Raw genomic sequence first — 22,249 nt, forward strand, 5'->3', positions numbered from 1 at the left:
TTTTAAAAAATAGTGGCCGTCACCCTTGGCACCTGACATTGAAAGCACTCCGCAAACTGAATGTGTTTCTGGCCCGAAATCCGGCGGGCATGGTTGGCGCGCCGGGCCGCCAGTTCGGCGTAGTAGTCGCGCAGGTAGGTTTGTGCCCCCATGCAGACCATAGCACCCTGCTTCTTTTCCATCACCGACGTAATATCCATGAACGTATCCGGCACAAATCCGCATAATTCGGGCTGGTGGGGCTCAAACGAATACCAGACGGGCGGGTCGATGTTCTTGAACGCACTCGGTACCCCCGCGCCCGACGAAAGCAGCCGCGCCCGTTGCACCGCCTGAAACGCCAGCGGATGGTCGGGGTTAAATGGGTCTTTTTCCGAGTGGGTCAAGATGACGGTCGGCTCGAAATCGCCAACGAGGTTGGTCAGTTGTTCAACGCGTTCGTTGGTCAATAACACCGGATAATCGCCCCAGTCCAGAAACTGAATGGGCGTATCCAGGATGTCGGCGGCCCGCTGCGCCTGCTCGTGACGGATCACCTTTACGCTCTCGACACTGCGGTTAGGGTCTTCTTTCCAGAGTTCGCCCGACTCGCCCCGTTCGCCATACGACAGGGCAACGACGAGTGTTTCGGCTCCTTCTTCCAGCGCCTTCGCGATAGTGCCAGCCGCCCGCCAGACAAAATCGCCTGAGTGAGCACCGATGACAAGTAGTTTCTTTTGCATGGAGTGAGGTAGTGAATGAGCGACGGGGCCGCCCACGCGGTGAGTGATTGCTGGGTAGATGCGTTGCTTTACAGGAGTTATTGGCTCATTCGCCCATTCCCCAATTCACTCGTTGATACCGGCATTGGGGTGCCTTGTGTGTGAAAACTGGGTATGGTGGGCAGGCCCCAGGCTTGCCCTTTTCTACGCTCTTCCTGTGTCCAGACAACCGTCTGGTGATCGGGATCGGTGATGAGCCGGGCGGTTGTGTTGGCAATTTCAACGCGGTTGCCACCAGGTTCGTAGACGTAGAGAAAAAACGTCTGCTGAATAGTGTGCTTGTGGGGCCCGGTCTCGATAGAAATGCCGTTTTCCAAGCAGATGTCGGCAGCGATCAGCACCTCTTCCCGGCTGTTAACCACATACGTAACGTGGTGAAAGCGCCCCTGAAGGCCCAAATAATCAAGCGTAACGGCCAGATCGTATGATTTTGAATTGACCATAAACCACACGGCACGGGGATTCAGGTTTTCCAGATCATCCACGATAGTTTCGGTTAGGATGCCGCCCAGCGTTTCCAGTTGAAAATCGCGGAAGGCCCGTACGTCGGCGGCAAACAGGTTAAGGTGGTCGATACGCCGGACGTTGATACCCCGGCCCGGAAACTTACTGGCCGTATTTTTCAGGGCTGACTGGTCTTGCGGGTCGGGGCGGTACTTTTCCGTTTCGAAATAGATCTCGGTCAGGTGACCGTCGGGCGAGTGAAATTGGTAAGCCGGGCCGTGGCCAAGGTCGCCTTCATTCCAGCCGATGGCGTACGGGGTTTGTTCAATTGCCGCCACACGCCGGGTTAGGGCCTGCGGGCTGCGGGTACGCCAGGCAAAATGCCGCATACCCGCCTGCGAACTGGCCGTTAATTTCAAGGTATGATGCTCGTAGTCGTCGTACGCCCGCAGATAGATCGAGTCACCCTGTACTGCACTGATGGACATGCCCATAATCTCCGTGAAGAAGCGGGTACTCGCGTCGAGTTTGGGGGTCAGCATTTCGACATGGGCAAGGTGGGCGAGATCCCAGACAGTGTCGTGAATAGGGTTGTTCATAATGGATCGGATAAACGTATTCGTAAGATAATGAACCCGGCAATGAGTGCCGGAATGGCAAACAGCATGAAATTAGCCGACATTGACCACCCCGTACCAATCAGCAGGCCACCCACGAGTGGGCCTGCCACGGCGCCAATGCGTCCGGCCCCGACCGCCCAGCCTACACCGGTTGCCCGGACGCGAGTAGGATAAAGTTTGGCCGCCAGCGAGTACATACCCACAAAGCCTCCCTGAACTCCGAAGCCAATCAGCCCGAACAGCACCAATACAAAAGCGGAGCCGCTCACGAAGCCGAAAACAATCATCAGACTGGCCGTTACAAGCAGGAATCCGCAAATAACCCGTTGTAAACCCAGCCGCGCCGACAGATACCCCTGCGTGACGATGCCAAAAAAAGCACCCAGATTAAATACGGTCCCGGCATAGATGGCTAAACGCATGGGCAGACCGGCATTGGCCGCCAGTTTAGGTATCCACATGGTCAGGAAATACAAGGTGGCAAAGGCCATGAACAGGGCGGTCCAGAGAAGTAAAGTGGCCGTTCGGCGGTGGCCGGAAAAAAGTTCGTTGACAGCGGCTTTTGTTACAGTGGCTTGCAGCGGAGGAAGTTCAGCAAGGGACGTGCGGCCCATCTTTCGGATCAGCTCATTGGCCTGCTTTAATGCCCCTTTAGGCTGGGTCTTGAGCAGAAAATCGAGCGATTCGGCCAGAAAGAAATAGATGATGGGTACTGTAAACAGCGTAGCCATACCTGCCATACTGAACATAGCCCGCCAGCCATAGTCGGGAATAATATGGGCGGCCGCAATGCCCGACAGAACCGCCCCAATCGGGTATCCCGACATAACGAAGCTCACCCAGAAATCTTTGGTGCGAACGGGCGCATACTCGGCCGTCAGCGTGGTCGTACTCGCCAGCATACTGCCAATACCGACCCCACTCACAAACCGGGCCACCACCAGCATGGGCACCGACTGCACATAGATCGTGGCCAATACGCATCCGCCCATCAGCCCGGCCGACAGTAGAATAATCCGTCGCCGACCGATTACATCCGCCTGCGAGGCTAAGAACATCGCCCCTACGGCCATGCCCAGCAAGCCCACACTAAACACCAAACCCAGGTTAGCAGGTGCAGTACCCCACTCTCTGGCAATGGCCGGGGCCGTATAGGAAATTACCAATACATCCATATCATCGAGCAGGTTCATCAGAAAACAGATGAGTATACTGGATAGGCGAATGCCCACCAGCCGCTCTGTCGGGATATTTGCAACGATGGAGGGCGTAGTGATCATGGCAAAAATGAGTAGGTTAGGTCAGGACAAGACTATCGTTGAAATTATCGTTTTTTTGCCGCTTTGACCACTTTATCCATCCACGAGAATACATCATCTAGGTTATAATCACCGCTATGCGGTCTATTCCAGGGCAGGGCAAAGTCTACTTCATACCCCTTGTTAATCAACTTCGTGTACAGATTAATCGGGATGGGGAAGCCCGTGTCGCGGTCACTGGCTCCGTGGCGGATGTACCAGTTCTTTGTCGAGGTGGCCTTCGTGTCGCCGATAAAGTTCATCGGGTTCATCAGATATACCCGGTCGCTGATCGTCTTATCCACGGTCGCTACCGGGTTACCGGTAGCTTTTCGCAGACTGAAGTCGGTGTAGTTCGTGGGCTTGCCGGTCACGTCGCCAAATACCTGATTTTCAGGTGTAGCATCCGGGCCAAGGGTACCCATTTTGTCGAAGGCCGGGGGAGTTTTCAGCGGAGTTTTACCGACAACATAATTCAGGTAGGTGTCGAGGTCAATGTTTACCACGAATTCGCCCGGCGACCCCCTAAAGCCGGTGTTCAGTTTTACACCCGAATTGGCTGGCATATCTGCCCCCGCGTCCTTTGCTTTCTGAGCCGATTTAATAAGGAAAGACTTGATATAATCCCGGTAGTTATCGGCGGTCAGGGGTGTGCCATCAGGCATTTTCAGGCCGAGACTTTTCTGATAGGCAGGAAACTGGGCGGCCAGTTCATTGGATATCGCTGCCTGAGCCGACGATAGGGAACGTACACCCGTGTTCGTTCCGCTGTACAGCCACTCATAAACCATATCCGCATGATCCAGGTCGATGATCGGGCAGTAAGCGACTGTGGCAAAGACGTCATCTCGTGCTTGAGCCGCACCCAACGCCTGCAAGTAAGGTTCGTAGGCCGGATGGTTGCCCGTAGCGCCCAGCAGTGAAGACATGGCCCCACCGGCGCTGGTGCCGTCGGTAATGATGCGTTCGGCGTCCCCCGCCATCACCGCGTCGTTGTGGCGCAGGTACCGGATGGCAGCTTTCAGGTCCACAATACCAGCGGGTGCCCGGCCGGTATAAACCGTACTGGCATCGGGTTTAGTCACGTTGGCATTCCAGCCGCGAGCACCGGGGATAACGACGACATACCCTTCCTGCAAGGCTCGTCCCGACGCATCGGTGTTGACCGGGGCCTGCGCTTTGGACGAAAAATAACCGCCTACATAGGTTCTGAAGAAAACAGGCGTTTTGCTGTTATTGGTATAGGCCGACTCGGGGATGTATACATTCAGGTACTGATACGCCGAATCAGCCACATTTGCCACGTAGTAAATGACTTCGTAGGACCGGTAGTTAACCGTTTTTCCATCCAAAAAGGTGAGGGTACCTGTGGTCGATTTACGGTTGGGGTTGAAGGCCAACGGATCGTCCGGCGGGGAACTGACATTCTGAACCGACAGATAACTATCTAACGCATGAGCCGTTGATTTATCGGCATAGACCACAGCAGACAAGTTTTTTTGGCTGTCTACCGGGTTAGCCGTTAGCCTATCGCCCGGTGGTTGGGCCTGCGCCCAAACAGCACAGATTGTCAGTGTAGTTAGCAATAGAAATAAACGGGCTACAGCCATCTGTATGAATGAATAAGAAATATAACAACAAAGTTGGGTACTGCTCTCTGGTTACGTCGGATACGAATGAGCCTTTGGTAGCTATAAATCGAACATTATTTGCAAAGCTTTAGTGGCCGTCCCGTAACTTTGCCCTAATGAAACGCATTACCCAGTTCGACGGATTATATGGTGAGGCTGCCGCTCCGCCTGACGGGGCTCGGCCTGATAGCGAGTACCTGTTCTCTGAACTGCTCGAAACCCGTAGCCTCACCTTCGATTGGGTGATTCACCCCCACACTCACGCCCACTTATTCCAACTTTTTTTTGTCGAATCGGGCGGAGTTGAGTTGTCGGAAGCTACGCAAAAACACCAGCTTACGGGGCCGGTGGTACTGTTGATTCCGCCAACGGCGCTGCACGGTCTCATCTATACGCCGGATACCAAAGGCCGTATCCTGACCTTATCCGATGCCTTGCTGGAGAGCCTGTTCCCGGATACCTCGGCCCTGAAGCCCATGCTGGGATCGGTACAGTGCATTCAGGCGTTTGAGGAGCCTTACTCGGCTCAGGCCGTTGGGCAACTAATTGCCCAGATCGACGAGGAATTATTCGGTGAACAGCTTGAAAAGCGTGCCATGCTGCACCTGATTTTACAACGACTCTTTATTATTCTGTATCGGCTACAGCAGCAAAACGAAACCATACAAAACAGTCCCAACAACCTGCCCCAACGCTATTTTCGGCAGTTTCGGCAACGGGTCAGGCAGGTAGGAACTACCCATACGATTACTCAATTTGCCGACGAACTGGCCATTACGCCCGTTCATCTAAACCGGATTTGTCAGGCAGTTGCCGGAAAGTCGGCCAGCCAACTGGTGCAGCAGCATATTCTGGACGAAGCCTGCAAGTACCTGACCTATACCACCTATTCGGTGTCGGAGATTGCGTACCTGCTGCATTTCGAGTACCCGAACTACTTCGCCAAATTTTTCCGAAAGCACATGGGCGTGTCGCCTACCCAATTTCGGGAGGGGAAACCAAATGATTAGTTCCCCCAAACTGGCTACGTAAGACCGGTTACCGGTCGACCGTTAGCGGTGACCCGCCGTGGCCGCATCAAATACGCGGCAGAAGTTACCACCGCCTACCTTGCCGATTTCATCTTCGGAAAAGCCAACCGTTAACAAGGCGTCGACAACGGCGTAATAGAACCCGACCGTCTGGTCGGCCCAGGCCCCATTTGTGCGTTCGCCGATCCGTTCGCCTTTTTGACCACCGCCGGGGCCATTCTGGGCACCTGGAGGTCTATAAGACGGAGTTAGCTTGGTATCGGTGCCGATGCAGACATGGTCGATACCGATGACATCCACCAACGCCCTGACATTCCGGGCATACGCCAGTGGCGTGTCGGCTAAGTGTGTCCATACGCCAATTACGCCACCCGTATTGGCAACGATTTTAGCCTGCTCTTTGCTGATGAGCCTTGGTTTCATCATACCGGCCATGCGCTCATTCTGACCCAATTGGGTATCGAGGCCCGTGTGCGATAGGATCACGGGTTTGGTCGCTACCTTGAGGGCCGCGTTCACCGTTTCATTACTGGCGTGCGTCAGGTCGACCAGAATACCCAATCGGTCGCACTCCCTGATGACGTCAGCTCCAAACGCGGTCAGCCCTCCCCACTGAGGAGGGTTTGTGTAAACGTCGCCCAACGGCACTGACGCATCATTGTCGTGGAGCAGCCCGAGATGGCGCAATCCGCGTTTATAAGCCTCTTCCAGCCGCTCCAAATGCCCCTCCAGAAAGTGGCCACCCTCCACCGATTGGATGACGGTCGGCTGGTGCGTAGAATGTGCTGCGCCTAAGTCAGCCATGTTCAAGGAGCGCTTCACGCCGTTTTGGGTCAGCATGTTGTCCATTGACGCCAACGCATTCTTGTACCGCTCGTAGGCTTCTCCCGGGTTGACCAGCGCGGGCCGGTCGACGGAGAAGGTCATGCAGATAGCCGATAAGCCCGAGCGTTTCATCTCGCCAGCAAAGTCGAGTTTGGGACCGGGGACCTCGGCTGCGGTGACGGGAACATCGATATGGTTGTGGGTATCGATGCCAATCGTTTTGGCTACAATGTCCGCTACCCGTGGGTCGGGTTCGTTGACTGCCCATGACAATACCGGGTTTAGCATTATCGCTGCCCCTGCCCCGGTTACGGTGGCAATAAACTTCCGCCGGGAGTATTCCTGTTTTGACGTATTCATATGGTTTAAGTAAGAATGGCCGGTTTCATCCAAAGTGGTTTGGGACTAACGGTTCCGAAATCTTCCGTTTACGTTTAATCGAGTTTATAAATGGCGGCTGAAACGGCCGGTACCGTGACCGCATCGGTACCCTTGCCAATGGTGTAGTTGCTTTTTTCGGAAGTACCAAACACATAGCGGGCTTGCTTCGCCTTCATGGTGGGTACATCTGCTTTCACGGGATTGCCGGATGGGTTGATGAGAATGATATAGCGGTCAGCACCATTAAACCGGCGGTAAATAATTGGATACGGCTTATTCACGTCACTAACCAAGGCCCATTCACCTTCGCTACCTAGTGCCGGAGAAGAGGCCCGAAGAGCTAGTAATTTCCGGACATAGTTCAGGAGTGAATTAGAGTCTTTGTCCTGTTTGGCAACCGTTGGCCGGTTAGGATCAGGGTCCTGGGGTATATAAATCTTGTTCGTTGAAGCCGCCGAGAAACCGGCATTTTGACTCCCATCCCACTGCATAGGTGTACGCGTGCCCGACCGGGCATGGCTGCCTTCTACATCCGGCGAATTAGGAATATAGTTCATGCCGATTTCATCCCCATAATAAACAAAGGGGATGCCGGGTAAGGTGAGCAGAAAGGTCATGGCCACTTTTAATTGGTCAGGGTCATGACGGCTGGAATCGGCAATCCGGGGAGAATCATGATTACCAGTTGGCAGGGAGATATACCCTTTGTTTAATGTACTCTCATACTGATCCCTAAAATCGGTATACCAGTTTATAATAGCTCCCTCACCAGCTTTATCAAAATAGACCTTGGCCGGTGCTTTTTGACCTCGTTCAAAGGGGGAAAACAGGTGACCGGGCTTCAGAAAATCGATATCAAAGCCCGCAGCGATCGATTGTTTGGGATTAAACCACTCAGCAATCAACAGACCGTTAGGGAATTTTTCGTCGAACCAGGCATTCAACTCGTTCCACAAAGCTATAGTGGCTTTTTTATCCGGGTCGTTCTTAATCAGGCTGGCGGCCAGATCCACCCGAAAACCGTCAACCCCTTTTTCCATCCAGAAGGTAATGACATTTTTAAGTTCACTCCGTACCGCCTGGGGGCCGGGGGCGTCTACTGGCTGTTCCCAGGGATGATTTGGATTGGGCTTGGCGTAGCCGAAGTTCAGGGCCGGCTGGATATCGTAGAAGTTTTTTATGTAATACTTACCTCTTGGCGCATTAGCCTCCACCCAACGAGAGGCTTCCTGCTGCGTTAAATCAGTCGGTTTATGGGGAGCCCATATATAATAATTACTATATCGCAAATTGGTATCGGCTTGCATGGACTGTTTAAACCATTCGCTTTGGTTAGAGGAGTGGCCGGCCACCAGATCGAGCACCACATGCATGCCTCGTTTGTGCACTTGATTGACAAAGTCTACAAGGCCAGTATTTGATCCGAATCGTGGATCAACTTCATAGAAATCGATAACATCATAACCCCCGTCTTGAAACGCCGATTTGAAAATGGGATTAAGCCATATGGTATTGATGCCGAGCGACTGAATATAGTCCAGGCGAGACTGAATACCTTTAAGATCCCCGATACCGTTTCCATCACTATCCTGAAACGAGGAGGGGTAAATCTGGTAAAACACGGCCTGTTTAATCCAGTTGGGATGGGTTTGTGCTGCAACCAGCGTCGTTGTAAGCCAGCCAATCAAAAAACAAAAAAGGGTTCTCATATTTTTAAGTCAAGACATGTTACTTTAAATTGATCCCTTACGGATGCTAAAAGGGACTATCCGTAAGGGATCAGTGGAAAAGAAGGTGCACAAACGAAAGTAAATTACGTTCCCAAAACAGCCAGGTATGCCCCCTGGTGTCATTATATAAGTGTACTTGACTTGTTTAGCACCCAGTCAGTGTTTAAACTCGGCAGACTACTTAATTTCCCTATCCTCCGGCCCACAGCCCATCCGGAGTAATTTGAACTGGTGATTGAGCGGCTGCTCACTTGAGGAAATACCCGTTGAAAACAGGGGTTTCCAGCAGCGGTTTGGCGTACTTTACCATACTGCCGTCCCGGTTCAGGCTGTACATGACAACCGATTGGCTGATTAATATCGATACACATTGTCTACGTCAAATTCCGGTTGCATACGGCAGTTACTGCCTATCAGGTAACGGAGTTTTCTAAAGCGTATGTGCTTATGGTAAATATAGCCGTTGGTCGGGAATTTTACGGAGCGATGTTCTAATAGTATCCGTTTTGATCAGGTTTGTCGCTGACCCAAGATAGGTTAACTCATTAGGTTAGTTGAAGTCCCTGCTTAATAAAGAAATTGGCTGTGTCCATTTGGCAGCTCACTCCTGACATTTATAAAATCAGGTAACGAATTATTTCAGTCTTTTTGAGGGCCTTTCTGCTTTTGCCGAGGGTAAGGAGCGCCACCCGACTGGCTATTTCACCAAAACAGTGTGTAACTTAACCGGGCGAAAAACGGCGTACCTGGCGTGAAGTGAATCTCTTCGACCGGGGCTACTTCTCCTCTCAGGCGGCTCTCGGTATCTAACTGCGTTTCTTTCCAGCGCGTGTTGAGCAAGTTCTGAACTGACAGCCCAAACGTGTGCTGCCGAAGCGCATAATTCACCTGCAAATCAGTTACAAAATAGCCTTTAGCTATTATCGTATTCTCTTCGTTGGCTGGTCGATTGGCCATGTACCGGTAGCGTAACGAGCCATTTAACCCGTGCGCGGTTTGTAGCGACAGACCACCGGTTGAGGTAAACAAGGGCGCCAGAGGTAAATAGTTTTTACCGGCTTCGGCATCCAATGATCGGGGATTAGCCGTGTTCAGATCAATATCCGCAAACAAATTGGAGCCGACCACCCGGTTGGTGGGTTGATAACGGGCCGAAACATCAATCCCTGCCCGCCTTGATCGACCACTTGGCTCAACCACCCCTTCATCCCCCACGTAGACAAATTCCTGCTGTAGCCATAAATACCAGGCAGCCGCGTTGATGAGCAGTTTGGGGACCGGCTTAACGATGATCCCCAGGTTTGACCCATACCCACCGGGTAAAATCTCCCGGCCGTTCTGGGCTGTAACCACCCGAGCGTCATTGGAATGAAATCCTTTACCCGTGTTCAAATAAAGCTGAAGACTTGGGTTGATGGTGTAATAGACATTGAGTTTAGGGGATACGATAGCCTGGGTTGCCCGCTTGGTCGTACTGGCTGAGGCCGCGCTCGACAGGGCCAGCATGTCTTCGTACTGACTGCGGAAATAATCGACGCGAACGCCCGCGTTGACCGTGAAACGATTGGATACGGCCACCACCTCATCGGCATAAAGAGCGACATTGATTTCGTTAACGTTACCCAACTGAATCTGATTTACTATCTCAACCCGATTATTGGTATGCGACAATTCCGTCCCTTGCCTCAAGTCCTAGCAGTATTGAGCGCCCACTGTCGTTGTCCAGTTGGTTTTTCCTACGCTCATTTGGGTAGAATAGCTGCCATTGTAGCCAAACAGATTCCGACGTTCTTTCTGCCGAATCTGATCGCCGTTGACGGTGTCTTTCAGGAAGAAGATGAAGTTGGAATACAGTTCGAAGTTGTAGTTGCTGTAGAAGAACTGGTTTTTGATGGTATGGTGGCGGGGCGTAACTGTTACCAATTGAGCATTGACATTGATCCGGCTGGTTTCGCCACCTTCAGTTGGGTCAATAGAGCCGAACCAGTCCACTACTCCTGAGTCAACCGCCCGATCCGGGATCTGACCGGAGTGATTCCACTTGCTCCAGAAAGTTGAGCCTGTCAGCGTCAGGTTCGTATTGGTTCCCAGATGACCATGGTATTTACCCAGTACATTGAGTCGCTTGAAATGCTGGGGGTTATTAAAATACGAATCACTGTAGGCGTATTCCGAGGCTACATAAGCCGACGGATTTCGGTTATAATCAGCGCTGTCTTTATGGCGGCTAAACAGACCTTTCGGCCGAACGCGGCCCGGTCCCAGCAGATTCAGCCCCGTGACAGCCCGGACGGTATTGTATGGCCCCGCTTCCAGTTTGGCGAACGACCGGTCTAAGGTGATGCGGGTCCTAAAATCAACCCAACCGGCCGTCGCTAAATTGCCTTTATCGGTGGTGTATGGCCCTTTTTTAAAGTCCACACCGTAAACCAACTCAGGAATCACAAAGTGCAGGTCAGCATATCCCTGTCCGTGCGCGTGCGAAACCATATTAACCGGCATGCCATCGACAGTTAGGCGAATATCAGTACCGTGGTCCAGATCGAAACCGTGTAAGAATATCTGTTCAGCCTTACCGCCCCCTGCATGTTGCCCAATGAATAAACCGGGTACAAGTCGTAAGATTTCCTGTGAGTTGATAATCGGACGCAATCGAATATCCAGGCTGCTGATTAATTGCTGGTCATGTGCCTTCAGGGCCGATACTGTTACCGTGTTTAAGGTTACCGGCGCAATGGTCAAACTCGTTTGAATATGCGTCGTTTTGTCGTCGATGACCGTTGCTTCCTGCACAAGGGAGGCATAACCCACGTACGAAAATTCCAGTTTGTAAGGCGAGGATACCAGTTGACCAAAATGGTATCGGCCCAGTTCATCGGTTAGCGTGGCCTTCTCCAGTCCGACAAGCTGCACGGTTACCCCACGCAGCGGCAGTTGGGTGTTGCCCCTGATCCATGGCTACGGAAGCCGTCAACTGTGTGTTGGCAAATCGGAGCAGTACCCATTGAACGCTGGCCAGGGCTGATAACTGACCATAGGGAATGGGATAGGGGTTAGAAAACGTACCGTAATTCCGGCTATACGAGAGACGGAATGTCCAGTCCAGTGCCTTTCCGTCTTGTCCACCGGCCCCCACATATCCCATCGCCACCCGATTGTTAGGGAAGAATACATTGCCTTTGGCTGCGGTCTGTGCATCGCTCTGCGGCATAATAAAGGGCGTACCAATCGGGCGGCCCAGGTAGGACCAGTCCTCCCGATACTGACCATGATCGAAGTAATTGTCGGCCCCTGATAGGAGGAACCAGGTACGTCAAAGGTGGGACCACTCTGATTCATCGTACTCAGGAATTCCACGACAACCCGGTTCAGCCAGCCCGGTGCGCTCCCGAATGGCGGTACCAACTCAGGCCGGTCAATCCATCCGGTACATTGATCCAAAGTAAGCCTGACTGATAAAAACAACTCAATCCGACGACCATACACACCGGTCTGCGAAGTCGTCCGGTAAGGGGTAAAATCGCCCAATGAAACAGGCATATATTTCTTTTCACTTTGCTCCGTTTAATGTTGTCTCCGATTTTGAATCAGCTACACGAATGCCCTGTTAAACGTACTGGCGTACTACTTAGAAGACACCGGGCGGTTCAGCCACCATGATTTCATGTATGTTGATGATACCAGTAGGAACGTCCGGCGTATTGATCGATTAATGCGCATAATTCGCCAACGGTAAGCTTAGGTGTCAGCGACTCGTCGGGCAGCAAAACGCCAAACCGGGTTTCCAGCCCCACGACTGCTTCTGTAAATTCCCATTCGCTCAATCCTAACGTACCCTGTAGTTGCTGGTAGGCAGCAAGCGACCGACACGGCAGGGTGAATGTGCGGGTTAAATACTGCTGAAGGCAGAAAAAAGCATTTTCGTACGTCGTCATAAGAAAGGAAGTTGTTTAGCCGGGCTCTGACAGGCCGGGCTGCGTTTAGCCGAATGTGGTCCGGCCTTCTTCAAGCGCCACCAGCCAAGCAACGCAAGCAGAGCCAGCCCCGCCAGGAGCCACCAAGCTTGCCGGGCTACCTGCCCGACAACGACAGTCACGGCATTTGGCTCACCGGATAGGCGTTCAACGACCCACGCGGTGGCTGCTATTCCGGCAAACACGGCACCGGTACGCCGTAATCCGCTGTAGTACGGTGTCTGACTCAGCTGGATTAGCCAGGGAATGACGAGGGTAATGATCCCCACCTGCATGAGTTCAATGCCCAGGTTGAAGCCCAGAATACTCAGAGCCATCGGGCCGGTGTCGAGGTGCAGATTCATGAGCGTACCGGCGAAAGCCAGTCCATGAACCAGGCCGAATCCAGCTGCTACCCAAGCTTCCCGGCCGGGAAACAAAGGTCGGAGGGCATGAAGGGCCGATACCAGGATAGACACGGCAATGAGCACTTCAACGGGTTGGCTTGGCAGCCGCAATAAACCAAATGCCCCCAGCAGCAGGGTGAGCGAATGACCGATGGTAAACGCGGTGACGATCAGCAATAATCGCCTGACACTATAGCGAACTCCGCCAAACCGACTCCACCTGTTGCCAGCCACCAACAGTGGGGCGGGCAGTAGCAGCACCAGCAGAAACAGCAGGTGATCGGTTCCTTCTCTGATGTGCTGCATACCCAACTTCACCATGGAAGCAAACCCTTTCCATAGGCTTCCCTGTTCCAAACTGATTTGCAGCGGGACTACTTTTCCGGACGGAACATCCAGTTCGATTACGCCTACCTGCATGGGTTCACTGTCTGATAGATGCCCTTGCGCCCAATCCTGTTTTACAGAAATCAAAATTTTATGACTGGCCACTTCGCGCAAAATTACATCATAGTCGAAATAAAAATTACGCAAGTCGTAGTGTTCCGGGGGTAACATCGTAAACGCGATGATTAATTCTTTGTAGTCGCCCGTTAATTTGTTCCTTACAATTGACAGGCGCATAGCACCGATGTCAATAGGCCAGTTCTGGTTATCCAACGTTTTGGGATGGATGTGTTGCCGCAGATATAGTTGCAGCGAATCGCCCAGTCGTTCAATCAACCTATTAGACTGATCATTGACCTTCATGCCTATGGCAGACTGCAATTCGCCAAGCGGCAACTGAATTTCGCCCGAAATAGTTTTTTCATGAATAGTCAAAACGACTACTGAATTCGGCATGGGATGGGCAGAAACAGGGCCTCCTTTTCCGCAGAGGAAAATCAAGACAAGTAAGAAAATGCCTTGCCTGACATATCTCATCACCCAATGGGCTAAATCCGTAAAAAGATAGTTGAATCGCATGTTCAGGATGCTATCGTCTTTGGCTATTCTTGCTTGTTTAGGTACCTGGGCGTGTAGTATAAATACACACCCAGGCGTTGGCTTGCTCAAGCCCAGCTTTTTAATTTCCACCATAGTCCGCTATTCTGTCTCGCCAGAGTGTGTGCGTATGAACGCCCGTTTTAAGCGTTGGTGAGGCCTGTATACTCCATTCGATCCAGACACCAGGCCCATCGATTAAAAAGTAATCGCCCAACGCGGCCATGGTTGTTCCACCATAGTATGAAATGTACGTATCGTCTAACTCTGCCTTGTATTTGGCCAGTACCGCAGCGGCAGCGGTGTCGTCTAAATCATCCACATATAAATTAATTGCTGCCAGCAACACATCTTTTTGCGCCGAGGTAAGGTCACTCCCTTTAATGCCGGTTTTGGCTGTAGGAAAAGCGCCGTCTTTTTGAGGTCCGACGATCAGGTCATTTTGAGCAGCCGAACGCTTCGCGGTGGCCAGTTGGGTAGCGCTTAAACTTTGCATCACATTAGCAAAAGCAGTGGTTTCGTTGACCATTGTCTGGTAAAGTCTACCATTATAGGTCCAGGTCGGATAGGGTTCTGTACCGCGAAACGATGGGGTGCCCCCGGTCATTTTACCTCCATTGAACGTATAAATAATGGTTCCGTGATGCCCGCCAATTTGTAAACACCAAAGCCCGGTCGTGCTTGGTACGCCGATATAGGCAATAAAATAATAACCCGATCCGAAGGTTTCACCACTAAAGTCATGTAGATAGTCGTCAGCCGCCATAATCCCTAAATACTCATCATTACCTTCGTCGGTTGCTGTACCTGTGGCCACTTTCAACAGATTATAAAAGGAGGCAAATTGGGCCGTACTTAACGAATTAGTCTGCAGTCCAACCCGATCTTTATAACCCTGGATCGGGAAATTAGACCACTTTTGTGCATGCGCTTTGTTGTAAGAAGCATCTTGAAGCAATGTTACCTGTGCCGTTGTCAGTGTTGCCTGGAATGCCTGTGCTGCCAGTACAATAGCATTGATATTGCTATTCATTGACCAAGCCGTACCCGTTGTTGGGCTGGTAGTGGAAGCTGCTGCTGTCACGGTCATGGTGAAACTACACGACTGCCCACCAAAAGTTACGGCAAAAGTGGCTGTACCTGCCGCACTCGGTGTACCCGTAACCGCAAAGATCAAATTGCCGGCACTACTTGTCAGGGTGCTTGCCGTCAAGGTTGCAGTTAAACCGGTTGTTCCGGTCGAAGCCACTCCCGCGCCAGCCGAATAGGCTACCCCATTTCCACCGGCGTAGGGCACTGTGGCCGTACCCGTGAAAGCTGTACCTGCCGCTGGAGTAGCCGAAAAAGTAGCCGAAGAACAAACAAGAGATGTGATGGCTGCCGAGGTTGTCGGTGTAACCGTCGAATCAGTGCCAGAATTACAGCCCACCAGACAAGACACAGCGATTAGTAAGCAGCCTGCTGTATTAACAAGTATTTTTTTCATAAATCAAGCGAAAAGAAACTGAGTGATCAGATGATATTGACAAAGTGGAACTACAGGCACTACTGCCGTCTTGGATATGTATCCCGGCAGTATGGAAGCTTTTAGAACATGATATCGAGGACACCATACTGCCGTGTCGATTCCCAAACATGGGCTAATGACAGCATGCGGGTCATCTTCTAACGCAGATAAACTCAAGAAGAAGAATGCATCTCAGAACAACCTATTAACTCTACCTATTTAATAAGCTAATGTCTGTTTTTGTTGCCTGAATCGCAGATACAAACCCAACCCAGATGGATACATTCAGAACATCTTTTAGCGGCTGCTTACCAAACACTATATAGTACTGCTTTTAAATAGCATAGTACTACTTTTAGTAGCGATTTATGCCCTTAGAACAACGCCAGTCAGGTATACAATGTCCGTTAGATGGCTATTCCAATCAACGAATGCCTCCCCCAGGATTTAGAGTGCTGGGCACACTGGCCGGAATGCTCCTGTCGAAGCCCGTATCAGTTAGGGCGTTGCGAAAGGCGACAATCTGCGCCTGTTCATTGTTGCGCAGGTTGATGCGCCGTACGTTCGCGTCTAACTGTTGCCTGCCCACGTGCGGATTCTGCGAATTCCCATCACCAATCTGGTCATAGAAGTTAACTACCTGAGCCAGACTCTGGAAAGTACCGTTGTGCATATACGGGCCGGTTAAACCAACGTTGCGCAGGGTGGGTGTTCGGAAGGCATACGTCCCGTTGACCCCCGCATCCGAAGCCGCTAACTTCGCATTATCCGGCGCCGACAGCACATGGGCCTGGTAATCGGAAAACATAGGCCCCGAATGACAAACGGCACAGCCTTCATTGGCGAAGGTTTGCATGCCCTGTATCTGGGCTGCCGTCATGGCGGTTTTATCACCCTTCTGGTAGCGGTCGTAAGGCGAGTTTAGGGCAACCAGCGTTCGCTCAAAGGCCGCTATCGCTTTGCCGATGTTGGTGGGTGTAATGGGCTGTTGCGTACCAAACGCCTGTTGAAATAAGGGCTGGTAGTCGACAATGGCCTTCAGACGGGCTACCAGACTATCCAATGCCATGCCTTCCGTGTAGGCATGGCCCCGCATTTCTTCAAACGTAGTCATTGGGCCAGTTACCTGAAGCTCAAGGCTGGCCATGCGGGAATCCCAGAACATGGGGGCCGTTGTCGGATTAAACCCGCCGTTGGCATCCATTCCATTATAGGCAGTATTCAGAATAGTTGGCGAGTTTCGTTTGGTAAACGATACATCATTGGGCAGTATAAATCGGCGGGCACTCCCATAGCCCACGGCGTTTTCTCCCAATGAGAGGTCCAGTCCGTCGGTATAGGCATTGTTGGGATGATGGCAGGTAGCACAGGCTACGTCTTTGCCTCCCGACAGGATAGGGTCCCAAAATAAGGCTTTACCCAGGGCTATCTGAGCAAGACTGGTAACGTCAGAAGAGGTGCTGACACTCGTGGCGGAGGTAGGCACCGTGGTCAGAACAACGGGGGCAACCCCATCCGTTTGCCGGTTGCAGGCATTCAAGACTACGGCCATACATAAGCAAATCGAGCCTGATAGCGCAAAGAAGGGCAGCTTGTTTTTCATCATCAATTGGCTTTAATGCGTTTAGTTGGCACAAAGAATTGCCCATTTCTTACCTATCTACGTTCGTGCAATCGGTAGTCTGACCGGCTAAAGCAAAAAAAACCAGGCCAGTCGGTCTGGTTTTTTCTGGACTCTCTTTTTACAACTAAATCAAAGCGCCATTCGCATCAAAATGAATCTCTTTCGTTTTGCCATTCAGGGTAAACTTAACCTCGTAGTAAACAGCACCGGCTGTGGTGGTTCCCTGCTCGGCCTGCACTAAGGTATAGCCGGCATAGTTTGTAGTCAGATAGGTGAGGGCTGCTGCGGGAAGTTTATCCGCCGTTATTACTACCTCGGTGGACGAACCGTTTCCCCCACCGTGGCCTTTCCCACCACCCGTTGACGAAGCCAGCACCGCGCCCGTCATATCAAAATGCAATACTTTGGTTGTACCATTTAAGGTAAACTTCACTTCGTAATACGTAGCACTATTCTGTAGGTTGGTTCCCTGTTCGGCTTGTACCAGAGCGTAACCCGCATAGTTCGTACTCAGGTAAGTTAAGACCGCAGCGGGGAGTTGGTCTGCCGTAATAACGGTTTCGCTGTTGCCGCAGGTCAGCGTACCATTGTTTCCGGTCGTGCTGGTAACACCCGCAATGCGTGCGCTGGTCAACGAAGCAACCGTTGAATCGGTTGGGGACACACTATTCTGATTGCAGGAGACGATCCCAATAGCTATAAAGGCTGTTAAGGCCAGAATAAGATACTGTTTCATTTTGTTGGAGTCATTTGTTTAAAGTGAACAAGCGAGGTCTTGTCGGGCGCGCTCCGTAAAAACCACTTTCACTAAACAGTACGAACAATGGCCGGCGAGTGTTGCGATTGGCTTAGATACAATTCCAACCTAAATGGAACCTTTTAGAACATAATCAGAAATGACCGGTAAGGCAAGCACTATCTGATTTCTTAAACCGCCAAAGTCGCCCCTGTTATATATAGTAGCGACTTTGGCAAGGTCTTGATCCGCTAACTTAGCCAATGTAGATTCAGTAGAAATTAAATACTTTTCGGGTCCTTAACCTCTCTTCTCAGAGAAATAGTTAATCAAGTGTTTTCATCGGCACAGTACTTCTCAGTTTCCTTCAGGAAAAAAATAGCTCGTAAGCCCCTCGTCAGGCTTCTGGTATAGGTAGCGTCGCGTTTTCTTTACGCAACTCACCTGTTTTTATCCGTACAGTCACCCTCCTTCTCAAGTGGCCGTTTCCGTCCAATATAAGGGTAGTGAATACTATTTAATGAACTCGTTATGTTACTATCAATGAATGGGTTGTGTTAAGGTCAACTACCGCTAAAATCGTTCATTTAAACCTCTGATTAGGATCAGGCCCTCAGGCGCAAATTGTACTAGCTGTCAACGATAAGCGGTCGCATCCGTCTCCAGGCATTGGCCCCACTGGCTGAGGCCTGGAGACGGATGGTAGGTATCCCCGTTTTCGCGGCCAGTATTCATCGAGCCCCGCCCGTTATTCAGTCGCGGTGGGCAACGATCTTAATTACGTCTATGTTTGCCGCACTGACGCCAACTTCAACCCGATCAACCTTCTTGTTCTAGACTGCCCAGTATACGGATTGGTCGCCAATACGTAACGAGTGTTTTAGAGCTATACGTCCATCGAAACAAATTGACTACTAATTAACTGTCCATTACTCGAAGCGCGTCTGGATTAAAAGGCTTTGGCCAAAAAGACAGAACAAATCTGGTCAATAAAGGGAAATTTAACCCCGTATAGGCCGGTGAACAGGGTTCATCAATGCCCACCCATACCTGGATGTTACGCCTGGCCGGGCAATGCGAATGGTTCATTCACTATTTTTCAAGTTATCACTCGGTATGCACCTCAAGAAGCACTCGTATTTTAAGGATCGACAGAAAGCGGTTACCTGGTTTGAGCAATGGGTTTCCCAACTCGAACAGCTAAACCACAAACGCTATGATCGGATCGAACTACAAACGTCCCTAGGTACAACCCATATTTGGGCCATAAACACCCAGGATACCCAGGCAGAAACCATTATCATCTTTCCGGGTGCGCGAACCAGCAGTTTGTTTTGGGATTTTAACAATAATCTTCACCTGTTTGGAAAAAACTACCGTCTCTTTCTAATAGAAACCAATGGACTTCCCAATTTAAGTGATGGGGATACCCCCGACATTCGATCCGCTGACTATGGCCAATGGGCATTGGAAATTTTGGACCAATTACAGGTAGAAAAAGTCTACCTGGCGGGGGCTTCTTTTGGGGGCCTTATTTGCCTGAAACTTTGCCAAATTGCCCCCGAAAGGATAAAAGCCACCTTTCTCCTGAATCCAGGCTGCTTGCAGCCCTTTTCATTGGCAGCCAAAAATCTGTATTATAATTTACTGCCCATTCTCTGGCCCAGCAAACGGAATGTGCTGAAATTTCTGGATAAAGCGGTCTTATGCCCACCTACTCACGACTTGTCGCCCGCCTATAAAGAGCTGTTAGTGACGTATGAGTTATATGCGATAACGCAATATACCGATAACACCCAAAAGCCCTATTCTATGAAAGGCGAGTTAGGGGCTATTAAAACGGCTATTTTCTTGCTGGTTGGCGATAACGATTTATTATTTCCCTATAACCAATCCATCGCGAACGCTCAGGGTGAGCTAGCGTCCTTACGGGAAGTGATTGTTTTTACCCAAGTTGGACACGGCATCGAAACGTATCGGGAGGCATTGCAGGTCATAAAAGACAGAATCGAGCAGTTCGTTGGTGCCTGAATAAGGTGGACCGTTCGTAGAGTTGATTTATCCGAATGATACCTCCCTCCTTAAAAGGCAACCTATATCCGTGACTAACAAAAGCTACTATCCTAATGTACAGGCTAGGCTAAGCCCTATCGATTACGGTAAGGTATGAAACGGAAAAGCCACCCTAAGTCTTGCCGGATAAACTTGCCTTTTTATACCTTTTTAGCTGAGCGCCAGAAAACGGCTCCTGTTCGTCATCAACTCGACCGAACCTGTTGTTGCCCAAAAGCGACCTGCTAGCAGTTCTCCCTGATTGATGCGCCCATACCAGCTTAGTTTTAACGCAGTAACCTTCTGACTAGGGCTACCTTACTGGAGCCCAAAATACCTTTTCTAAACCCTATCCCTATCTTCAATTGAATACGTATCAATTCTGACGGGGCTGACAAAAATTACTATAAATGAGTTAATCCGTATGTATTCTTTTCCTATAATGGCACGCTTAACCAGTATGTTTGCTTTATTGGGCTGTTCGTTAACCGCTAAAAATCAGGTGGTTCGTGGTCCAATGGCCATCAGCTATGGGCTTGAGCGGGACTACCGCCTGAACCTGTTTACCAACAATAACAATGGCAAACTGATTGGCTCCCACACGACTTCGTATGTCAACCTCAACGACCAGGGCAAGCGCGTGGTGGTGACCACTAGTGCCGGTAAAAAAGCGCCTATCTGGCAAGCACGTTTTTTGACCGATGCTCCCAGAACGGCCATGCTGGCCAGCAGCAACAGTGTGGCTGGTTAAGCAGGCTGACCGCAGGCTGATTAATGAGATTTTAAACCTCAGTGAAGAATAAGAAGCTGACCGCCAATTTATAAACTTCAAATACCGTCTAATCATGTATTTATTCTGGATTTTGTGGGGTATCGACGCGCTGCTTGCCTTGGTATTTGTTTTCGTCTTTTTTGTCGGCTTAGGCGATGGCACCGTAGATTCGGACAACAGTTTAGTCTGGCTGGTCCTGCTACTTGGTCTGGCCGCTCTGTTACTGGGGGGCTATTGGCTGTTTATGCATCAATACACGACTGCTGCCACTCTCCTGATGGCTCTGCTGGCGGTGCCCGCCATACTCTACGGCCTGTTCATGCTGCTTATGCTCTCCGGCAACCCTTCCGGCTGGAAATGAGCGGGAGTGGAAATGCTTCCGGGCAATCAGTCAGACAAATCACTAGAAATTAGGACAGTGACGCTCTCGGACATACAGAAACAGGTGGAAGCTCTGGGTGCTCAGATCGATGCCACCCAAACGCTATACCCAACGTATGGCTATTCAATGGATGGTGCACTTCCGCATATTGAGATTGACCACTCCCAAACATTTCATTTCGTGGTGGTTGAGCGGGGTAGGGAGTTGGAAAGACAAACGACCACTATACCCGATGAGCTTTTATACTGGATTTTTGACACCATAACCTTTTCCATGGCCTGCGCTTTTGAATTGAAAAACAGAAACCACACCCAGGATTTCAGACGCATCCTGTTCCGTAAACAAGAAGACCTGTTAGGGTGCCTCAACATCGGTTGGCAGGAAAAGAAACAGGAGCAGCATATCCTGATTTTAGCGAAGCATCCCTTTAGGGATGGTGTCTTTAATTCATAAAATGAGTTACTCAACCCTTCCACCCCCGAAAACATGACTTTTTGGAAACTACTTACCTATGTCAATTGGCTGTTAATCATCTCATATGGAGCGATTGTGCTTTACATGCTTTTCCAAATAGGTAGTGGATTAGGCCATGAAATGCAGGGTATGGGAACAGTTGTTAAAGGCGTGGCTGTTCTACTGCTCCTTGCCCTTATTGGACTTAATTTGCTGCCCTATCACTGGAGTAAAATCCTTGTGTTCCTGCTCGAAGTGCTGCTCCTGTTGCTGGTCTATAACCTCACTACGGACTGATGAAAGACGTCTGCAATTTTACCCGGCTAATCGGGTGCTTAGCCAAGAAATCACTACACATTCTGCTTTCGCTGCTCGGTTGGACTTGCTCTATTTTACTGGACAATACGTTAAGATTAATCAGAGTCGTGGCCAGTAAAATAGAGCAAGTCCATTAGGCCGTTTGTTGTGCCAATATCCAGATTACCAAGCGGCCTTAAGATGTAACTCATGTTGGTTGATTCGTATATATTAGTTCATTTGTAATCGTTCACGAAAAGGTCAATGATCATCATTAACTGAACTTGCAGTAATCAGCTATGACTTGTCCTGAAAAATATTGACCATAAACAGTCAATTTATGGACAGGCTTGTTAGACTA

18 protein-coding genes and 1 pseudogene are annotated in these 22,249 nt (G+C 50.5%); 6 read left to right on the forward strand and 13 right to left on the reverse strand.

Features of this window, described 5'->3' with window-relative positions; translation table 11 throughout:
- Nucleotides 1-2: 2 nt before the first annotated feature.
- The 4 genes from ACFS25_RS27390 to ACFS25_RS27405 all read right to left on the reverse strand — a co-directional run bounded on the left by ACFS25_RS27390 (nt 3) and on the right by ACFS25_RS27405 (nt 4,733).
- Entirely contained in the window at nt 3-722 is a 720-nt protein-coding gene (locus tag ACFS25_RS27390; protein ID WP_381507697.1) for a PIG-L deacetylase family protein, read from the reverse strand.
- A 77-nt stretch (nt 723-799) separates the two neighbouring features.
- Nucleotides 800-1,804, reverse strand: a complete 1,005-nt coding sequence (locus tag ACFS25_RS27395) for a VOC family protein (RefSeq protein ID WP_381507700.1) — start codon at nt 1,802-1,804, stop codon at nt 800-802.
- Complete coding sequence (locus ACFS25_RS27400; protein WP_381507702.1) at nt 1,801-3,105, reverse strand: MFS transporter; 1,305 nt, start codon at nt 3,103-3,105, stop codon at nt 1,801-1,803. The genes ACFS25_RS27395 and ACFS25_RS27400 overlap by 4 nt, the downstream gene beginning before the upstream one ends.
- Nucleotides 3,106-3,149: 44 nt before the next feature.
- Entirely contained in the window at nt 3,150-4,733 is a 1,584-nt protein-coding gene (locus tag ACFS25_RS27405; protein WP_381507704.1) for a subtype B tannase, read from the reverse strand.
- A gap of 137 nt (nt 4,734-4,870) precedes the next feature.
- Here ACFS25_RS27405 and ACFS25_RS27410 point away from each other — a divergent pair, with 137 nt between their 5' ends.
- Nucleotides 4,871-5,764 carry a helix-turn-helix domain-containing protein gene (locus ACFS25_RS27410; protein WP_381507707.1) on the forward strand — a complete coding sequence of 298 codons (894 nt, stop codon included), beginning with the start codon at nt 4,871-4,873 and terminating at the stop codon, nt 5,762-5,764.
- Between the two features lie 42 nt (nt 5,765-5,806).
- On the opposite strand, the gene ACFS25_RS27415 is transcribed toward ACFS25_RS27410, so the two are convergent.
- The 9 genes and pseudogenes from ACFS25_RS27415 to ACFS25_RS27455 all read right to left on the reverse strand — a co-directional run bounded on the left by ACFS25_RS27415 (nt 5,807) and on the right by ACFS25_RS27455 (nt 17,932).
- Nucleotides 5,807-6,970 carry a dipeptidase gene (locus tag ACFS25_RS27415; RefSeq protein ID WP_381507710.1) on the reverse strand — a complete coding sequence of 388 codons (1,164 nt, stop codon included), beginning with the start codon at nt 6,968-6,970 and terminating at the stop codon, nt 5,807-5,809.
- 74 nt (nt 6,971-7,044) lie between these two features.
- Nucleotides 7,045-8,700 (reverse strand): alpha-amylase family glycosyl hydrolase, encoded by a 1,656-nt coding sequence (locus tag ACFS25_RS27420; protein ID WP_381507713.1) that lies wholly within the window; start codon nt 8,698-8,700, stop codon nt 7,045-7,047.
- 723 nt (nt 8,701-9,423) lie between these two features.
- Nucleotides 9,424-11,664: pseudogene (locus tag ACFS25_RS27425) on the reverse strand (TonB-dependent receptor); the annotation flags it as partial.
- Nucleotides 11,594-11,932, reverse strand: a complete 339-nt coding sequence (locus ACFS25_RS27430; protein WP_381507715.1) for a hypothetical protein — start codon at nt 11,930-11,932, stop codon at nt 11,594-11,596. The pseudogene ACFS25_RS27425 and the gene ACFS25_RS27430, both read right to left, overlap by 71 nt.
- Before the next feature lie 451 nt (nt 11,933-12,383).
- Entirely contained in the window at nt 12,384-12,656 is a 273-nt protein-coding gene (locus ACFS25_RS27435; RefSeq protein WP_381507717.1) for a hypothetical protein, read from the reverse strand.
- Nucleotides 12,653-14,047, reverse strand: a complete 1,395-nt coding sequence (locus ACFS25_RS27440; protein WP_381507719.1) for a HupE/UreJ family protein — start codon at nt 14,045-14,047, stop codon at nt 12,653-12,655. Before ACFS25_RS27440 ends, ACFS25_RS27435 begins: the two co-directional genes overlap by 4 nt.
- A 100-nt stretch (nt 14,048-14,147) precedes the next feature.
- Nucleotides 14,148-15,551, reverse strand: coding sequence for a DUF3500 domain-containing protein (locus ACFS25_RS27445; protein ID WP_381507721.1), 1,404 nt, complete (start codon nt 15,549-15,551; stop codon nt 14,148-14,150).
- A gap of 445 nt (nt 15,552-15,996) precedes the next feature.
- Entirely contained in the window at nt 15,997-17,178 is a 1,182-nt protein-coding gene (locus ACFS25_RS27450) for a cytochrome-c peroxidase (RefSeq protein ID WP_381507724.1), read from the reverse strand.
- Between the two features lie 142 nt (nt 17,179-17,320).
- Nucleotides 17,321-17,932: a PepSY-like domain-containing protein gene (locus ACFS25_RS27455; protein ID WP_381507726.1), complete on the reverse strand. Its 612-nt coding sequence runs from the start codon at nt 17,930-17,932 to the stop codon at nt 17,321-17,323.
- Between the two features lie 1,080 nt (nt 17,933-19,012).
- Between ACFS25_RS27455 and ACFS25_RS27460 the strand changes: the two genes are divergently transcribed.
- The 5 genes from ACFS25_RS27460 (at nt 19,013) to ACFS25_RS27480 (ending at nt 21,888) form a co-directional block, all read left to right on the forward strand.
- Nucleotides 19,013-19,963: an alpha/beta fold hydrolase gene (locus ACFS25_RS27460; protein WP_381507728.1), complete on the forward strand. Its 951-nt coding sequence runs from the start codon at nt 19,013-19,015 to the stop codon at nt 19,961-19,963.
- A 463-nt stretch (nt 19,964-20,426) separates the two neighbouring features.
- Nucleotides 20,427-20,735 carry a hypothetical protein gene (locus ACFS25_RS27465; RefSeq protein ID WP_381507730.1) on the forward strand — a complete coding sequence of 103 codons (309 nt, stop codon included), beginning with the start codon at nt 20,427-20,429 and terminating at the stop codon, nt 20,733-20,735.
- A 94-nt stretch (nt 20,736-20,829) separates the two neighbouring features.
- On the forward strand, nt 20,830-21,117 hold the full coding sequence (locus tag ACFS25_RS27470; protein ID WP_381507731.1) for an osmoprotectant transporter permease: 288 nt from the start codon (nt 20,830-20,832) through the stop codon (nt 21,115-21,117).
- Nucleotides 21,118-21,174: 57 nt separating this feature from the next.
- The gene (locus ACFS25_RS27475) at nt 21,175-21,591 is read left to right on the forward strand and encodes an Imm63 family immunity protein (protein WP_381507734.1); all 417 of its coding nucleotides are present in this window, start codon (nt 21,175-21,177) and stop codon (nt 21,589-21,591) included.
- A 33-nt stretch (nt 21,592-21,624) separates the two neighbouring features.
- A complete protein-coding gene (locus tag ACFS25_RS27480; protein WP_381507736.1) occupies nt 21,625-21,888 on the forward strand; it encodes a hypothetical protein in 264 nt (87 codons plus the stop codon).
- The last annotated feature ends 361 nt before the right edge of the window (nt 21,889-22,249 follow it).

The organism is Spirosoma flavum, assembly GCF_042686045.1.
Classification (GTDB): domain Bacteria; phylum Bacteroidota; class Bacteroidia; order Cytophagales; family Spirosomataceae; genus Spirosoma; species Spirosoma flavum.

Bases quoted from the DNA above. Each gene is read 5' to 3' on its own strand.
- ACFS25_RS27415 (WP_381507710.1), bottom strand. From the start codon at position 6,970: ATGAATACGTCAAAACAGGAATACTCCCGGCGGAAGTTTATTGCCACC.
- ACFS25_RS27390 (WP_381507697.1), bottom strand. From the start codon at position 722: ATGCAAAAGAAACTACTTGTCATCGGTGCTCACTCAGGCGATTTTGTC.
- ACFS25_RS27420 (WP_381507713.1), bottom strand. From the start codon at position 8,700: ATGAGAACCCTTTTTTGTTTTTTGATTGGCTGGCTTACAACGACGCTG.
- ACFS25_RS27435 (WP_381507717.1), bottom strand. From the start codon at position 12,656: ATGACGACGTACGAAAATGCTTTTTTCTGCCTTCAGCAGTATTTAACC.
- ACFS25_RS27400 (WP_381507702.1), bottom strand. From the start codon at position 3,105: ATGATCACTACGCCCTCCATCGTTGCAAATATCCCGACAGAGCGGCTG.
- ACFS25_RS27455 (WP_381507726.1), bottom strand. From the start codon at position 17,932: ATGAAACAGTATCTTATTCTGGCCTTAACAGCCTTTATAGCTATTGGG.
- ACFS25_RS27480 (WP_381507736.1), top strand. From the start codon at position 21,625: ATGACTTTTTGGAAACTACTTACCTATGTCAATTGGCTGTTAATCATC.
- ACFS25_RS27440 (WP_381507719.1), bottom strand. From the start codon at position 14,047: ATGCGATTCAACTATCTTTTTACGGATTTAGCCCATTGGGTGATGAGA.
- ACFS25_RS27460 (WP_381507728.1), top strand. From the start codon at position 19,013: ATGGTTCATTCACTATTTTTCAAGTTATCACTCGGTATGCACCTCAAG.
- ACFS25_RS27465 (WP_381507730.1), top strand. From the start codon at position 20,427: ATGGCACGCTTAACCAGTATGTTTGCTTTATTGGGCTGTTCGTTAACC.
- ACFS25_RS27445 (WP_381507721.1), bottom strand. From the start codon at position 15,551: ATGAAAAAAATACTTGTTAATACAGCAGGCTGCTTACTAATCGCTGTG.
- ACFS25_RS27470 (WP_381507731.1), top strand. From the start codon at position 20,830: ATGTATTTATTCTGGATTTTGTGGGGTATCGACGCGCTGCTTGCCTTG.
- ACFS25_RS27450 (WP_381507724.1), bottom strand. From the start codon at position 17,178: ATGATGAAAAACAAGCTGCCCTTCTTTGCGCTATCAGGCTCGATTTGC.
- ACFS25_RS27410 (WP_381507707.1), top strand. From the start codon at position 4,871: ATGAAACGCATTACCCAGTTCGACGGATTATATGGTGAGGCTGCCGCT.
- ACFS25_RS27405 (WP_381507704.1), bottom strand. From the start codon at position 4,733: ATGGCTGTAGCCCGTTTATTTCTATTGCTAACTACACTGACAATCTGT.
- ACFS25_RS27395 (WP_381507700.1), bottom strand. From the start codon at position 1,804: ATGAACAACCCTATTCACGACACTGTCTGGGATCTCGCCCACCTTGCC.
- ACFS25_RS27430 (WP_381507715.1), bottom strand. From the start codon at position 11,932: ATGCCGCAGAGCGATGCACAGACCGCAGCCAAAGGCAATGTATTCTTC.